This is a genomic window from Chelativorans sp. ZYF759 (genome assembly GCF_012911015.1).
Classification (GTDB): Bacteria; Pseudomonadota; Alphaproteobacteria; order Rhizobiales; family Rhizobiaceae; genus ZYF759.
Window position 1 is genome coordinate 288,062 of the sequence record NZ_WVVV01000005.1, and the last position, 15,658, is coordinate 303,719.

Sequence of the window (15,658 nt, forward strand, 5' to 3'; positions counted from 1 at the left end):
ACAATTCGCCAACGGCTGGCCAACGAAAATAAGGACGCGACGTGGCTTGCGGAAAAAGGAACTCATGACATCTGACGGCCTTACTGTGGTGGATGAAAAGCTTTCTAAGCGTAGTGAAACGCTGGGCAGTTTGGCGAAGGGGCTCGCAATCCTTGAGAGCTTCTCAATCAACCATCAGCGGCTATCCATCAGCGAGGCGTCACGGCTGACGGAAACTTCGCCGGCGACCGCACGCCGATGCCTTCGGACACTCGAGCAGCTAGGGTTCGTCGCATTTGACGGCAAGTATTACCGGCTAACACCGCGCCTCAGCCGCCTTGCAGCAGCCTATACGGATCTGCCTCTGCCTACCTTGGCACGGCCTCACTTGGATGCCGTCAGAGACGCGACCGGCAAATCTGTCTCGCTTGCGGTCCTGGAAGACAATTTCTCGGTCTTCATTGCCCGCTCCGAGGTGGATGTGGTCGTTACGGCGGCGGTCAAGGTGGGCACACGCCTGCCGGCGCCGTTATCTTCAACAGGGCGCGTCCTTCTGGCATCCATGGAAGACAGCTTCGTCCTGGAAAGCATAGATCGGCTGGCCGACCAGCACCCGCCGACGTCCCAGCCGGCGGCGGCCAGAGCTGAAATCATAAAGGCGATCGAAAAGGTACGCGAAGACGGGTTCGCTCACCTAGTCGACATACAGAATGTCGTGAGGACCCTCGCTGTACCCGTGGTCGACGCCCGCGGGATCACCCATGCGGCGATGAGTATTGTAGCCTTCGCTAGCCAGTCTACTCTGGAAGACCTGCGCGAAAGGGTGCTTCCCGTATTGCTTGGACAAGCGTCTGAATTAGGTCGCAAGCTGTGAGATGAAGTCTTGCGGGCCGTTCACCTCTCGCCGAGATACGGAGCATCGACGTGCAACGGGTAGGTAGCCGGACCGGTGCTTGGGCATAGGTGGGGCGCAGTGGAAAAGATATCCCGCCCGGAGGCGGATCGGCCCGAAGACCACGGCGAGTACTAGGCGGTTGCCGGTCGGTCAGCGAGGCGGCGGATCTCGCAGGCTCCGGTGGTGCATCTTGGGCGCCACGCCGAACCTGTCAGGCGATAGCGTGGCCTTCGGCTCCCAGTGATGGCGCTGGACCCATATCATTGGGCTGAAGGGATACTAGGTCTGCAGTCTGATCGGCCGCTGACCCAATTGCCTCATTGATCGATGCCAATTGATCTTAAGGGATTGTTCCGTAGCAGATGGACTAGATTGTCGGCCGTGCGATCGAAGTGTTCGGCAACAAGGATACATGCCGCCTCAGCGTCGCGCGAAAGCACTGCTTTCGTGATCGCGCGATGTTCCTCCAGCAGATTGCGCTCTAACCTGGCGTGATAAACCGACGCGCGGCGATACCGCTCGCACTGTTCCTGCAGCATGCCCCGATGCTTGAGCAGCCATCGGCTACCGCAGGCCTCGACCAACGCGGTGTGGAAACGGCCGTTGAGCAGTTCCCAGCGGCCGAAATCCTGGAGCTCGCCGCGCATCAGCAGCACGTCGTGCTTTTCAAGCGAGTAGGCCGCCGCCACGACGCCTGCCTCCCAGTCCTCGTCGCCATGCTCGATCGAGAGCCGCAGTGCCGCGGTCTCGATGGCCACGCGGGCACGGTTGAGGTCAATGAACTCGTCGGGATCGAGCGGGGCGACCTGGAAACCGCGATTGGAGTTGACGATGACCAGCCCGTCGGCGGCCAGTCGCTGCAGCGCCTCGCGCAGCGGCGACGGTCCGATGCCGTAAAGCGAGCGCAGCCTCTCGATGCGCAGCTTCTCCCCTGGCTGACGGGTCCCGGCGATGATGTCAGAGCGTAGTCGGTCGAGAGCCTGTTCGACCAGTGAGGGTTCGGCAAGCGTCGGCGGGCGGATATTCATGCGCTAGAAATCGCCCAACAACCTTGACAAGTCAATCACGGTGGTTTCTGATTTTATCGATAAAAAGGCAAACCCACGAGGATTTGATGAAGATCGCAGCGTTCGAATTGGATGGCCGCCAGGCCCTCGGCAGGGTCGAGGGGGATGAGGTGGTAATCTTGCGGGAAGGCAATGCCGGTGAGGCACTTCTTTCACTCATTGAGGGCAAGGAATCCGGCGATGGCAACGGCAAGCGCGTCTCGCTATCTGCTGTAAAGCTCCTGCCGCCCACCGTATCGAGGCGTTCGGCAGTAATCTGCGTGGGCAAGAACTACCAGGCCCACGCCAAGGAATTCTTCGGCAGCGGCTTCGATTCGAGTGCCAAGGAGGAGGTGCCGTCCGAAGCCGTGATTTTTGCCAAGGCGGGTTCGTGCCTGGTCGGCGAGGGAGACGACGTGCGCGCCTCGCTCGATCCAACCGCAACCGTCGACTATGAGGGGGAACTCGCCATCGTGATCGGCAAGACCGCCAACCGCGTGTCGAAGGAAAACGCCTTCGACGTCATTTTCGGCTACACGATCTGCAATGACGTCACCTCGCGTGAACTGCAGAAGCGGCACAACCAGTGGCTCGTTGGCAAGAGCCTCGACACTTTCGGTCCGCTCGGCCCCTGGATCGTCACGGCCGACGAGATCGGTGACGTGGGCGAACTGGAGCTGGTGACCAGGATCAATGGCGAGGTACGCCAGCAGGCCAGGGTCGCCGACCTCATCTTCGACATCCCGACCCTTATAGAGACGCTGACAGCGACCATGACGCTGCAGGCTGGCGACATCATCGCCACCGGCACCCCCGCCGGCGTCGGGATCGGCTTCCAGCCGCCGAAATATCTGAAGCCCGGGGATCGCATGGAGGTGAGCATCTCCGGGATCGGCACTCTGACCAACCCGGTCGTCTAATCAACCAAGCAGGAGGAGAACATGGAAGCACCTACGAAAATCTACGCCGCATCCACCGCCGCAGCAGCACTTGTGGCGGGGATACTCGTGGCGCCGAGCCCCGCATCCGCCGATTTTTCGGGTCAGACAATCGAGATCATCGTGCCCTTCGCGCCGGGCGGCGCGACCGACGTCGCCGCGCGCTTTCTCGAGAAATACCTGGAACGGCATCTCGCCGGCAATCCGAATGTAGAGGTCGTCAACCGGGAGGGCGGCGGCTCTATCCTGGGCGCCAACTGGTTTGAAGCGAATGCCCGACCCGATGGCCAGCGGGTGCTGTTCACCACCTCGTCGACGGCCAATCCATATGTGCTCGGCCAGCCCGAAGTGGAATATGACCTTGCCGCCTACCGCGTGGCTTACGGTCTCCCCTTCGGCAGCGTAACCTATGTCTCGTCCGCCACCGGCATTGCCACCGTTGAGGACTTCGCCAATGCCGAAGGACTAATCTACGGCGGCATCGGCGCGGCGGCGAGCGACCTGCCGACACTTCTGTCCTTCGAACTGTTCGACGTCGACGTGCAGTCGGCGCTCGGCTTCACCGGACGCGGTCCAATCCGTCTCTCCTTCGAGCGCGGAGAGACCAATGTCGACTTCCAGTTCACGCCCGTCTACCTGACCCAGGTCGCCGACACCGTGGAGGCAGGCAACGCGGTCGCCCTCATGTCGGGCGGCTACATGGCCGCTGACGGCAACATGACAGATCGCGATCCAGCCGTCCCGGATCTGCCCTCCGTCTATGAGGCCTACGTGGATTTGCACGGTGAAGCGCCAAGCGGCGTGGAGTGGGACGCCTACAACGCAATGGCGGCCCTTACCCTCGGCTTCGGCCTTTCGGCATATCTGCACGCGGACACGCCGGAAGAGATCATTCAGCTCTATGCGGATGCCGTGGAGCGGATCAATGCCGATCCTGAGTTCCTGGAAGAATCGCAGCAGGTCGTCGGCGGCTACCCGCTGTCCTCGCCGATTGAAGCCGAAGGCCCGTTGCGTGCGGCGCTCCAGCCCTCTGACGAGGTTCGCGAGTACCTCATCAACCTTCTATCTGAAAAATACGATGTCGATTTCTAGCATCAGTTAGACTCAGGTCGACCGGCGGTCGTGCTTCGGCACCGCCGCCTTTTTCTCACGGGGAACACTTCCTGATGGAACACGCTCTGGCTGCCCTGAGCGAGCTTTTCGAACCAATGCGCCTGTTGGCACTGTTCACCGGGATGATTGCCGGAATGCTATTCGGCATGATGCCAGGCCTGGGCGGCGTCGCGGCAGTGTCGATTATGCTGCCCTTCATCTTCCTGTTTGACGCGATGGGCGGGCTGGCGTTGTTGCTCGGCGCGATCGCGGTGGTCTACACCTCCGACACCATCACATCGGTGATGCTTGGCGCCCCCGGTTCCCCGGCTTCGGCCCCGACTGCCATCGAGGGCCACGCCATGGCCAAACGCGGCGAGGCCTCGACAGCGCTCAGCGTCGGCTTCCTGTCCTCTATGCTGGGTGGATTGGTGGGCGCAGTCACGCTTGCGCTGGCAATACCCATCGCGGGACCGATCGTGCTCGCGCTTGGCACACCCGAACTGCTGATGTTTGCCCTCGTGGGTCTCTATTTCGCGTCAAGCATGGTCGGCAAGGATCTTGCCGTCGGCATTCTGGCCGGCTGTTTCGGGCTGCTTCTCGGCACCATAGGCCCTGCCCCGGCTGCAGCAAATTTCAGGTTCACCTTCGGACAGGCTTATCTTCTCGACGGGCTGTCGCTGACCATCGTCGCGCTGGGCTTGTTCGCTATCGCCGAGGTGATCGGCATGTTGGCTGGGGGCGGTGGCATCTCCAGCGGACGCCAAGTGGTCAGCAACTGGTCGACTGGCTTCGCCGTGTTCTGGAAACACAAATGGCTTGCCCTGCGCGGAGCGATCATCGGCACGTTTGGCGGCTTCGTGCCGGCCGTTGGAGCCAATGCATCGACGTGGGTCGCCTATGGCGACGCGATGCGGTCGGCCAAGGACAAGTCGCGTTTCGGCAAGGGGGAACCGCGTGGCATCGCCGCCGCCGAGGGCGCGAACAATGCAACGGTAATCTCCGATCTCGTGCCGACGTTACTGTTTAGCGTGCCCGGCGGTCCGGCCGCCGCGATCTTTCTCGGCGCGCTGTTCTCGTTTGGCTTCTATCCCGGACCGCGGATGGTGAGCGAACAGCCGACGCTGCTCTATCTTATCGTGTGGAGCGTGGCGCTTGCCTCCGTGGTGGGCGCGGCAATTTGCTTTGCCATCACGCCGCTGATGGCGCGGCTGACCCGCATCCGCTTTGCTCTCATTGCGGCCCCGCTTCTCCTGATCATGGTGGCAGGCGCCTATCAGTCCACCCAGACGCTTGGCGACATCGCAGTGCTGCTGGTCCTCGGCATCGTAGGCTGGTTCATGAAGCATGCCGACTGGCCGCGTGCGCCGGTTCTGGTGGGTTTCGTGCTGGCGGCCCCAATGGAGCAGTATTTCTGGCTCTCCAATCAGATCCACGGCTGGAGTTGGCTCGTCCGGCCCGGCGTGCTCATCATAGCCGGCCTCATCGTCGTTCCAATGTTGTGGAAGGCGGTCATGGCACGCCGTCGCAAACTCGCCGACGCGGCGGCCGCGATCGGGCTCGAGCCACTGCTGTCGGCAGAGGATGACGGGCCGCGCGGCACCACCACCTCGCGCCTGATGTTGGCGGTGTTGGCGGTGGCGGTGTTCGCCTATGCCGCCTTCGAGACATCCGGCTTCAGGGCAAATGCAAGGCTTCTGCCGATGCTGGCCATCATTCCGGGGCTCGCGCTGTCGCTCTTCGTCCTAGTGCGCGAGGTGCGCTCGTTCCTTACCCAGCGCGACGCCTTCATCTTTGATGCCTGGAATGAGTATCCGGTCGCCGCAATGCTCTTGCTCTACGGCATTGGCATTGCACTCGTTGGACTCAACCTCGCCACGCTCGCCTTCCTATTGTTCGTGCTCGTCAGATTCGCGGGCATGCGGTGGATCACGGCACTCATCTACACCGGGGTGCTGATCGTGGGCATCAACGGCATGTTCGTGCTGATGCGCCTGACGCCGCCCGGCGGATACTTTACCAGCGTGAACATCTTCTGATCACAGGGCCGGAAACCACTTCGTTTTGTCGGCGGGTGTGCAATGCCGCCTGCTGTCGATTTGGCGGCCTTCAGTCCATTACGAGGGCAGGGCGACAAGCAGTTCCTAGCATCCCCTTCCTGGCTATAGCCGTCAGGTACTCCAAAGTGCTGTCCGGCAAAGCAGTCGCGCCGAGACAGCAGAGTGGATCGGCCGCGGCAATTGGACGATCGGACAGACGGGACGACAGACGGTGGAGCAGAGGCCCCGATCCCGCAGAACACCGCAACTTTTGTGAACATCGACCCGTTGGAGCACCGACAAAACCTGCAAATCTCTGCCATGTCTGGAGTGAATAGGCCGCAACCGCCCGGAATCCGCGGACTTTAGCAACGTGGCTAATTATGAAGATGGCGGAGAGGGGGTCAGCGGACTATCCCGGAAGTGTGCGGTCTTGCGGGCGGACAAATATGCGCACGTGCCAGACCACGTGCCTAAGAGCAGGCCAACGTTAACCTACTGGAGTAACACGCGAATCCGCTGGCCGGTTCGAGTGGATGTTCGCCCGCGACCAAGCGATTGTCTCCTTACGAACAAGGAGGCAGACCGCCATGAACATCACCATCGTCACCACCGAGACAGCCGCCAAGTGGACCAACACCTACACCCAGCAGGTCACGCCCGGCGCCGAGTACGAGGAGTGCTTCAGCGCCGCAGAGCGCGACCGCCTCGACCGGGGCGAGGTGGTGATGCGGGAGAGCCACGGGGTGGTCAGCACCATCGTCAACGCCACCGCGCTGGCCCTCAAGGCCATTGAGGCCCACGGCGACCTGACGGTAGCACGCTGATGGAGGCCCGGCCGATGACCATCCCAACCCACCACCACCACAAGGCAGGCGCCCGGCTCCACATCACAGGTCGGGCGACCGTGGCCGAGGTCATGGACTACAGCCGCGACAACGGCCTCACGGCCGAGCAGACGGCCGAGGTCCTCGAAGGCTGGCAGGCCGCTCGGGATACAGGCGCCAAGTCGCTGCGGGACATCCGCTGGGCGACGGATGCCCGGCCGATGACGGACGAGGAGTTCCTCGCGCACTGGGATGCGCTCATTGAGGCCGCTGCGCTCGAAGGCGATGAGGCTGAGGTCGAGCGTCTGATGCTCGCGCTGGGCGAGGCCATCACCATCCGCTACCCCGGCTGACGGGCTGCGCCACACGCCAGTATCGCTAAGGGCTCCCAGCTGGGAGCCCTGCTCGTTGCGATACTGGCGATGTGGCATCTGTATCGAACTCTACCAGTCCTGTTCCCAGTCCGCGTCGATTGGACCGTCCCGGTCAATATCCTTGCGGAGCCTTACGGTTGTCGCGACAACCTCCAAGAGCTGAACGGCATCGATGCTCCGAGGGTGCATGGTCGGATTGCGAATACCAATCAGCCGCTCAATGTCGACCTGCAGACGTTCACGCCTGCGGAATACCTCTCCGAACAGGGCATCCCAGTTATCGCGACGTAGGATGATCGAACACACTTCACCGAGGTGCAGGAAGTGGTGGAGCGGGGCAAAGCTCTCTCCTCGTCGTAGCGCCTCCTTCCGCCGCGTCTTGGTCGCAAGCAACAGGTCGCCGGGAGCGCGGTGCTTCAACCATTCTATGCCCGCCACGGCTTCCAGTCTGCAGGCAACGAACTCTCTCAGATATACCTCGAAGGTATCTATCACCCGGAAGGCGCCGACCTTGGGCTGAGACGCGGCGACGTGGACCTCAACCGGACCGAGGTTCAAGACAGCCACGGCACGGGCACCCTGCTGGCGACCCGCCTCCGCTATACCACTGTCGATGAATATCTCGACGACGTCCGTTGGCTTGGCCTCGACAAGTCCCTGGTCCACCTCCGCTTCCCGATATACTTCTCGCCTCACCTCTCGATGGCGCCAGAAGGATTGAGGGAGGTCAATCCTCGTGCGGTAGCTGCCCAGGAGTGATTCGAAGGCAACCTTGCTCGCGAGCGCGCCGGGTCGGAGGAGGCTGGTGGCTTCAGCGAAGGCTGCCACCTTCAAGTGAGTCGTGACCAATGGTCCACTCGCGAGCGCTAGCCTTTCGGACACTAGGGCACCCCCGGCCGCTAGCGCCAAGCTGCCCGTGGCGAACTTCGCCTGCTCGCCTATGGCGCGCAGCGGCGCGAAGGCTTCTTGGATGCGACTCTGCAGCCGCGCCATCTCCTGGACCACGCTGGGCGTTGGACCGAAGATATCTGCTATGCGCGCGCTCGTTAGTTGACTGAATTCGCGCGACCACTCCGTCATCCTCGCGGCCTCGGCCAGTGACCCTGCCGCTTGAAACTGCGCGATGGCGCCGAAGCTCTGTCGCTCGATTGCCTCAATAGCCGTCCGAGCTTGCAGGGCGCCGTCAGCCATATGTGCTGCACGAGCTGCCGCACCCTGGAGTGCTGACGCGTCACCAATATGCTTCATCAAGCGCGAAGCGGGCGTGTCCGAGAGCTGCTCCGTGGGCTGCAGGAACTTCGATATGTCGACCATGACGTCGCCTCAGCGGTGATTCTACGTGAACAAATGTAGCACATCTGCCCGCTGCGGAATACCCGACCAGGTCTCCGTCCCCTGCTCAGGCCAAACATTAACCTAGACCACCAACCTAGCATCATGGCCACACTTCCGACTGGCGTTGCTCCTCGAAGCAAGCGGTAACAGGACACCGCACTCACAGGAGACCAACCATGACCACCAGCAACCACTACCGTAAGGCCCGCGCCCTCGTCGCCAAGATTGAAGCCAACGGCTGCACGGCCGGCGAGGCCGCTTCGGCCCTGCAGACCGCTTCCGACATCGTCGCCAAGCATGGCCTCGAGCCGAGCCGCATCGACTGGCCCGTTGCCCCGGCCGGGTACACGGTCGAGGGGACGCTAGGCGTCGACGCCAAGGTCATCAAGGTCGAGGCCGAGGAGCCCGCCACGACCAACGCCCCGAAGACGCCGCGCCGACCATCTAGCCGAAAGCTACCTCCGCGCACCCGCGCCGCAGGAGAGCCGACACAGGGCGAGCGGGTTGCTGAGATGGTCGACCGACCTGACGGCACCTCGCTCGTCGAAATCATCGAGGCCCTCGAAATTCTGCCCCACAGCGCGCGAGCGTTGATTACCGTTCACCTCAGGAAAAAGCGAGGCTGGAAGGTCGTCTGCCGCGACGGTCGCTACTATCGCGAGGGATAGACCGGGCGCATCATGACGTAGGGCCGGGAGCGCTTCCCGGCCTTGTCGCGTCCACACGGGCGGTCCCGCTCCTCGGCCCACCACCATCCGCCCGGCTGGGATACGGCGCCACGCGGGCCGCTCGTGGCCGCAGGTCGCAGGAAGCGGGTCCATGGCTGAATCGGCCAATATTCGCCGCGAGATATCAGGGGGTTATGAGGCGGAAACGCACGTATCGCTCGAATCTGGCGTCCCTGTAGGGGTCGGAAAGCGATACTGGACGGAACCCCGCATCTCCGGGCTTCTCGGGCCGCACCGCGACACCTCCTACCTCATCCTGTAGCGTCCTTCTTCGAATAAGGCCCGGCCTCCGACACGGCGCGAGTTGATGCTGATCAGCGCCTTGATGCTAATCGGCTTGCAGCCCAGCTCCGCCACAGCCTCCTCGACCGAGACGCCCTGTGGGCGGCGCAGCAACTCGATGATGCGGGCGGCGCTGGAGCCAGGCTTGGGCGGGCGGACGGTCTTGGTCCTCTCAGGCTCATCGGCTTTCGGCGCCGTCGCGATGGGCTGCTCGACCGGCTCCGCCGCGACGGGCACCTCGGGCGCCATCTCGTCGGGCTGGCACGCTTGCACCTGGAGGGGCGGGATGATCGAGTTGCATAGAACGACCCGGCCGTCTCGCCAGGCGTGGCCTGGTGGTGGCGCAGGCCAGGTGTCGTCGGGCAGGGATGAGCGCGCTGCGGCTGAGAGTGCTGCGGCGCGCTCAGGGTAGGTCAGCTCGGTGTCGGCCGCTCGGGCCAGGAGGTGGCGGGTGTCCATCGGGTTTCCTCGTCCATGGGGGCGAGGAGGAGTCTGGCTTGGTAGGCGGGACGAAATCCACCCTGATCATGTTGGCGGGTGGGCGCGAGATGCTGAGAATCCTCTCGTCGCGAGGAATAGCAGAAGCCCGGAGTTGCGCGGTTCCCACCGTTGGCCCGTTTACCGCTGGCCTTTGCCCATTGGCCTCTGGCCTTTGCCCAAAGGCCAGAGATTCCGTTGGCCTGGCCAGTACTCTCAAGAAGCCCGGAAACCTGCGGAGGCCAACGGTGAGGCCAATATGGAGGCCAACGGTCCTCGGGCCTGCTGCAGCACTCAGGCCAACGGTGGGCCACTAAGGCCCACCAGTTGGCCTGAGCGCGCGTCCCCTGGCCTGGCTCCATTGGCCTGCGAGCCTTCGAGGTGAAGTAGAAGAGCGCGCGGTGGCGCTGGCGGCGAGGAAGCCCGCCCGCCAGCCAGGCAATAAGCCCAGAATTCCCTCGTCTCGAGGAATAGCAGAAGCCCGGAATTGCGCGGTTCTCACCGTGGTCCGCTTTACCGTGGTCCGATGCCCTGGTCTGGTCCGATTTGGGCCTGTTTGGCCAAAGCGGACCACGGCGGACCACGGCGGACCAGGATTGCAGAAAGCCCGGAACTCTGGGCGGACCACGGTCGGACCACGGTGGGACCACGGTGCTCAGGGCTTGCACGCTGTGCCCCGGACCAAGGACCCCTTGAAGGGGGGTCCATGGTCCGGGCGCGGCAGCCGTGGTCCGGTCCATGGTCCAAGCAGTAGATTGGTCCGAGGAATCCTCGAAGTAGAAGAGCGCGCTGGTTCCCTCGGACGAGGTCACCCAAGCGCGCGCGCGCCGTTGCCCGCGTATCGCTCTTCGCAATGCCATATCGCCCCGCAGCCCCACCACCGACTGATACCGCCCGTGTGGCCGCGCGTGGCCGAAGGCGTGGCCCTCCACGCGCGGCGGACGTTGTCTCGGACTCCGCCCGGGTTCATATATCAGTATGGCGAGCATCGCCTCGCGGGCCCGACAGCTTACACCACATGGTCCGATTCAGACGAAGCCCCAGCGGCTGGGCGGTTGCGCGGATACAGACGATAGGGCGGACTGCATCGATTGCATCGTCTGCGGGCTGGATGCCGCCACGGTCGTTGCTTACTAGGACAGCCATACTGACCCATCGGCCGAACCACCTCATGATGTTATGGGAATAAATACTCCATGCGGAGCCCCACATCGGGGCTCCCGCCCTCCCTCATGGGTCCATGGCGTTCCCGGGTCCCGTTCAAGACGAGAGCCTCGACCTGGGTGAGGCCTCTCAGCCTCGAAGGCCTTGGCTCCCCATCATCTGCCCAGCTCTGTCACGGCTCGCTGCGCTCGCGCGTGTCGAGGTTCTGCGGGGTGGCGCGGCCAGGTCGACCCCTAAGGCGCCGAGCGCGTACTGCTTCCTCGCCTGCCAGCATTACGAGGCAAAGTGGCAACAGCCCAGTCGGCCCGCTCTCGTCCGCCAAGGCTCCTCGCTGGAGTGTTCTTCTACCATTCCAACTGTCCAGTCCAGTCGGTAGCACCGCCCTGTCCAGTGGAGACCCCCTTCAGGGGTCCCACTGGACAGGGGGCGCCGAGGATGCTCCGCTCGTCATTGTATAGGCGATTGGACAAGTGACTGGACTCCGCACAACTCCGGGCTTCTATGCCTACTTGTCCAGTCACTGTCCTTCGACTGGACACGTCCATTGGACAGGGGTGCCGGGAGGCCATAAAAGGGGCAGTCCAGTCGCCAGTCCAGCGGTAAACCGTCCAGCGCTGGACTCCGCAGAACTCCGGGCTTCTGCTAACCGGTCTCTCCTGAGGAATCGAGCAGCAACTCCTCGGCTTTCAGCTTGCCCGCCTCCGTGAGGGAGAGCGAGTGGTCGGCTGGGCGAGCAGTCCCCTCAGCCTCAAAGCCCGAGCAGCACTGACCGCCTGCCCGGCCTGCTAGGCTCAGCGCCCCCTCGGACGAGGCTTCGCGCCGACGATGCGCTTGAGGGTGTCGTAGCCGGGTCCATGACCAGATATCGAGCGGTCGACGCCATCATCCGTGTTGGCCTTGCAGGTGCCATGCTTCGCCCAATACCGCGATGATACCTCGGCCATGCTCTTTGCCTTCGCAGGCTCCAGGCGCTTGCCATCGGCAGAAGCCCGAAGAGTAGTCAGGCTGGATGCTTCAGCCATCGAGCCCGAGGTGTCGAGCTTCGTGTAAGCAGCCATGATTGCCTCGAGGCGCGCTTCGCGCTGGGCAGGTGTGGCGTCCTCTGGGAGGTCGGTCATGAATGCCGCCGTCGCTTCGAGATAAGCCTCCACCGCGCTTTCCGGGAAGACGGCGACCGGGCCGCTAGTGGCATAGCCGGTGATTGCAATTCGTGGTTCGTCGGTCTGCATGATGCTGTTCCTTTCGTGGTGTTGATAGGGCGTGGCCGGAACCGCTCTGAGAGAGGACGGGCGATTCCGGCCACAAGGAGACGCGTCGATGTTCCCTGCCGACCCGCCTGCTATTCTTTCCCGGCCAGACGGAGGGAGGACACGACTCCATCCGGCCGGGAGGTACACGCGCGCATCTGGGGCTGGGTAAGATGTGGCCCGTCGAGCGCTGCGCTGTGACGGCCGGTCAGCTTCTGGCCTGACCGGCCAACGTCCTCGCGAGACGATACCAACTCATCTACGCCTCGCGAGGAATACTAATGTCCGGTGATCATCTGCCGCCCGCCGCCGCCGCTGACCTCGGTCTCCTGCGCCCGCGCTTCGCGGAGCAGCGCAACGTCAACTCGTAGGCCCAGCACTGCGTCGGCGGGCAGCGCTCGCCACGTGACGTCCTCGCCAGAGTCGATGGCCTGCCAGACGGCTTCGGCTTCGAGGCGCTCGACATCGGCAATCTGTCGGTCGAGAGCGCGGACCAGCTTGCGGCGCTCAAGCGCGTCGATGCCGTCAGTGGTGTCGTAGGCCTCGTCGATGTTGGCCTCGAGGGTCTCGATCAACTTTTCCTTGAACAACCAGGCCGTCAGCGCGGCCGCGTCGACCACGCTGGGCGTGATGTCGGTGATGCCGTTCAGACGCTTCTTCGGCCAGCTGATGCCAACGCTCGGCGGATGGATGTGGCCTTCACCATGATCGATGAAGGGTTCGCCCGCGCCCGAGACGGTCGGGGCGCCGCGCCTGGCGAGGGCCTCGACTTCGCTTCGTACCTTGGCCTTAACCTCTTCGGCCGAGAGCGGCGCATGCTGCGCCTCCTTCTTATCCTCGCGCAGGCGCAGGGCGTCGGAGCGATACTTCGCGACGAGGGCCGCGCAGCCGCCCGTGGCGGGCAGCTTCAGCTCGGGCCTGGCATCGACCAGCGTTCCCGCAGGATGACCGTTGACGAAGCGCTTCGCTTCCGCCTGCAGGTCGCGCGTGGCATGGAGCTGGCGGATGATTTCGCTCTGCGCCTGCATCGCACGCTCATGGCTACGCCGTGCGCGCGGCAGAGCTTCCTCGGCTGAGGCCAGCGAGGCCTTGGTTGCCGCGCTCACCTCCTTACGTGTGGCCCGCTCCTCGGCCGCAGCCTCCTTGAGACTTTCGACGAGGGCACGCGCATCGAGGTACCGAGCTTCCGCCTTGGTTGTGGCGTGGTGGGCTCCCTCGGAAAGGTCGGCGAGTTCATCGGCCCGCTGCGCGAGCCAGCCGAGTCGGCGCTGAGCCGCTTCGGGCAAGGATGCAATCCGGTCCTTGGGCCGGGTGGTGGTTGGTGCCGCGTCAGGCGCAGCGGCTGTCTTGAGTCCGAACATGATTCAGTACCTCACTTGCAATGTTGCGTTGTGCGACCGCAGCCGCGCTGTCTTCCAGTGCTCGCATTAGGACTTATGTTGCTGGCGCTTGTGTAGTCTCCCGGTGGTGAAGCGACTTCCTCGTTCGAGTCGCTCCCGGCCACCAGGCGCTCGACCTCTAGCGTCCGCTCCCATTCTGGGCGCTGGCGCCAATCGATGATGGTTCGCGGCCACACGCCGATCAGGTCCGCCAGCTGCCTTATTGAGAGCGGCCGACCGACCACCTCGGCCTCGGCCGTCAGTCGTGCGGCGGCACGGAATTCCTCGTGGAGGACGACGCCATGAATCTCTCGGATGGCATGGGCGGTGAGCCCGCGCTTGCCCACCAGGCCGAGGGCGCTCAGTATCGCGAACCACTCCTCGTAGCTCAGAGCCCGATCAGCCACCGCGTGCAGATGGCCAAGCAGGGCCAGCCGCTCCTGACGTCCCCAGCGGCCTGGCTCGACCAACAGCCATACGTCGACCTCAGCCGCAGCGACCTTGGCACGGCGGAGAGCCCAGGCGGTGCGGAGCGCGCTGTGGATGTAGGCGGGCAGCGACTGCTTTATGCGGGTCAGGTGATCGACCGCCCGGCCGATGGTGAGGAGGTGATCTGCGCGACGGTGTTCGCGGTTCAGCTGGAGGGCCTGTTCGGCTTCGAGGACGGCCTGCTCCATGAGGCCAGGGTCCTCGCGCCACGCGGCTGGCGGGCGTAGCGCGCCAGGATGGGGTCGGCCGCGTGCGTGGGATTCATGTGTCGTGTGCTCCATACGGAGGAGTCACGCTTACCCCCGAGGTTGATTCCACCGGCATCATTCCTCGGGCTGGAAGGAATGGTTCGAGGATTCGCGAATCGTCGGCCGGTGTCAGCGAGAAGTGGGTCCATGGCTGAATCGGCCGAAATAGCCACCGCGATTACAGGGGGTTACAAGGCGGAAACGCACGTATCGCTCTGAACTGGCGTCCCTGTAGGGTCAAGATAGCGATACCGGCCGCTAGAGCCGGGTAGGGGCCGGAGAACCGGCATTCTCAGGCAGCAACTCGAGGACCGCCAGTGCCTCATCGCCAGCATCGTCGACAAGGATGTCGACCACGTCGAGCAGCGCCTGCTTGGTGTCAATCCGTGCGGCCCATTCCCAATGGTCGCCATCACCTATGCGGCGCTGGAGAATCCAGAATCCTCCATCCTCCACGATGCACCACTGGCGGCTCAGCCGGACGACCATGATTTCCTCGGTGTTGACCTCGGGGAGTTCGGTCTCCTCCTCCTCTTCATCCTCGGTCACACGCTCTTCCAGAATCTCCAGCATCCCGTCGAGTGCGCGGCGCATGTCTTCCGTGCAGTCATCCAACTGGTGAGCGGCGAGAACGAGCGGCCGGACGTCGCCCGTCGCCATGGCCATCGCAACCATCTTCGCTTCATACAATCCGGGCCTATCCATCGACAGCCCGGCCGCTTCCATCCAGGCGGGTCCGATGACCCACTTCTTGTGCGCAGCATGCCATGACGGCCGGTCCATCCCCTTGTCGAAGACCCACGCAATCGCACGGGGCGTCTGGTACTCCTTGCCCTTCAGGCTTGGACCGTCCATCCTGACGAGGACCCCGTCAGTGAGCTTGATGTGCTGCGCGTCAAGCTTCTCCCAGCGAAGCGGCTGCGGAGGCGGTACGGGCGTCGGGCCCAATCTGGCCACCAGCACGTCCAGGGTCTCCTCGGGGTTGGGAACGGCAATGGAGCGAATCGCGCTCGGGCCGGTACTGCGGGACGTGGAGACGCGGGTGCTCGCGGCGCGACAGGCACCGCTGCAGAAGCGAGTGTCCCTGCGCTTCGCCTGAAACGTCTTACCGCAGTTCAT

At 63.6% G+C, this 15,658-nt stretch carries 15 protein-coding genes; 8 read left to right on the plus strand and 7 right to left on the minus strand.

Annotated elements, in window-relative coordinates; genetic code table 11:
- Window positions 1-64: 64 nt before the first annotated feature.
- Window positions 65-853 (plus strand): helix-turn-helix domain-containing protein, encoded by a 789-nt coding sequence (locus GRZ55_RS10850; protein WP_169286922.1) that lies wholly within the window; start codon window positions 65-67, stop codon window positions 851-853.
- 338 nt (window positions 854-1,191) lie between these two features.
- On the opposite strand, the gene GRZ55_RS10855 is transcribed toward GRZ55_RS10850, so the two are convergent.
- Complete coding sequence (locus GRZ55_RS10855) at window positions 1,192-1,902, minus strand: GntR family transcriptional regulator (protein ID WP_169286923.1); 711 nt, start codon at window positions 1,900-1,902, stop codon at window positions 1,192-1,194.
- An 86-nt stretch (window positions 1,903-1,988) separates the two neighbouring features.
- Here GRZ55_RS10855 and GRZ55_RS10860 point away from each other — a divergent pair, with 86 nt between their 5' ends.
- The 5 genes from GRZ55_RS10860 (at window position 1,989) to GRZ55_RS10880 (ending at window position 7,169) form a co-directional block, all read left to right on the plus strand.
- Entirely contained in the window at window positions 1,989-2,840 is an 852-nt protein-coding gene (locus GRZ55_RS10860; protein ID WP_169286924.1) for a fumarylacetoacetate hydrolase family protein, read from the plus strand.
- 21 nt (window positions 2,841-2,861) lie between these two features.
- A complete protein-coding gene (locus tag GRZ55_RS10865) occupies window positions 2,862-3,950 on the plus strand; it encodes a tripartite tricarboxylate transporter substrate binding protein (RefSeq protein ID WP_169286925.1) in 1,089 nt (362 codons plus the stop codon).
- A gap of 74 nt (window positions 3,951-4,024) precedes the next feature.
- The gene (locus tag GRZ55_RS10870) at window positions 4,025-5,989 is read left to right on the plus strand and encodes a tripartite tricarboxylate transporter permease (protein ID WP_210257306.1); all 1,965 of its coding nucleotides are present in this window, start codon (window positions 4,025-4,027) and stop codon (window positions 5,987-5,989) included.
- A gap of 590 nt (window positions 5,990-6,579) precedes the next feature.
- Window positions 6,580-6,816 carry a hypothetical protein gene (locus GRZ55_RS10875; RefSeq protein ID WP_169286926.1) on the plus strand — a complete coding sequence of 79 codons (237 nt, stop codon included), beginning with the start codon at window positions 6,580-6,582 and terminating at the stop codon, window positions 6,814-6,816.
- Between the two features lie 14 nt (window positions 6,817-6,830).
- The gene (locus tag GRZ55_RS10880; protein WP_169286927.1) at window positions 6,831-7,169 is read left to right on the plus strand and encodes a hypothetical protein; all 339 of its coding nucleotides are present in this window, start codon (window positions 6,831-6,833) and stop codon (window positions 7,167-7,169) included.
- A gap of 90 nt (window positions 7,170-7,259) precedes the next feature.
- Here the strand turns inward: GRZ55_RS10880 and GRZ55_RS10885 are convergent, their stop codons facing one another.
- The gene (locus tag GRZ55_RS10885; RefSeq protein WP_169286928.1) at window positions 7,260-8,504 is read right to left on the minus strand and encodes a hypothetical protein; all 1,245 of its coding nucleotides are present in this window, start codon (window positions 8,502-8,504) and stop codon (window positions 7,260-7,262) included.
- Between the two features lie 197 nt (window positions 8,505-8,701).
- Here GRZ55_RS10885 and GRZ55_RS10890 point away from each other — a divergent pair, with 197 nt between their 5' ends.
- Together GRZ55_RS10890 and GRZ55_RS10895 are read left to right on the plus strand one after the other, a co-directional pair.
- Window positions 8,702-9,193, plus strand: coding sequence for a DUF3489 domain-containing protein (locus GRZ55_RS10890; RefSeq protein WP_169286929.1), 492 nt, complete (start codon window positions 8,702-8,704; stop codon window positions 9,191-9,193).
- A gap of 151 nt (window positions 9,194-9,344) precedes the next feature.
- A complete protein-coding gene (locus GRZ55_RS10895; protein WP_169286930.1) occupies window positions 9,345-9,515 on the plus strand; it encodes a hypothetical protein in 171 nt (56 codons plus the stop codon).
- Here the strand turns inward: GRZ55_RS10895 and GRZ55_RS10900 are convergent.
- From GRZ55_RS10900 to GRZ55_RS10920, 5 genes are all read right to left on the minus strand, one after another.
- On the minus strand, window positions 9,500-9,994 hold the full coding sequence (locus GRZ55_RS10900; protein WP_169286931.1) for a hypothetical protein: 495 nt from the start codon (window positions 9,992-9,994) through the stop codon (window positions 9,500-9,502). The genes GRZ55_RS10895 and GRZ55_RS10900 overlap by 16 nt on opposite strands.
- Window positions 9,995-11,967: 1,973 nt before the next feature.
- Window positions 11,968-12,405 carry a hypothetical protein gene (locus GRZ55_RS10905; protein ID WP_169286932.1) on the minus strand — a complete coding sequence of 146 codons (438 nt, stop codon included), beginning with the start codon at window positions 12,403-12,405 and terminating at the stop codon, window positions 11,968-11,970.
- 296 nt (window positions 12,406-12,701) lie between these two features.
- Window positions 12,702-13,784, minus strand: a complete 1,083-nt coding sequence (locus tag GRZ55_RS10910; RefSeq protein ID WP_169286933.1) for a hypothetical protein — start codon at window positions 13,782-13,784, stop codon at window positions 12,702-12,704.
- 11 nt (window positions 13,785-13,795) lie between these two features.
- The gene (locus tag GRZ55_RS10915; RefSeq protein ID WP_169286934.1) at window positions 13,796-14,479 is read right to left on the minus strand and encodes a hypothetical protein; all 684 of its coding nucleotides are present in this window, start codon (window positions 14,477-14,479) and stop codon (window positions 13,796-13,798) included.
- Between the two features lie 318 nt (window positions 14,480-14,797).
- Window positions 14,798-15,658 (minus strand): hypothetical protein, encoded by an 861-nt coding sequence (locus GRZ55_RS10920; protein ID WP_169286935.1) that lies wholly within the window; start codon window positions 15,656-15,658, stop codon window positions 14,798-14,800.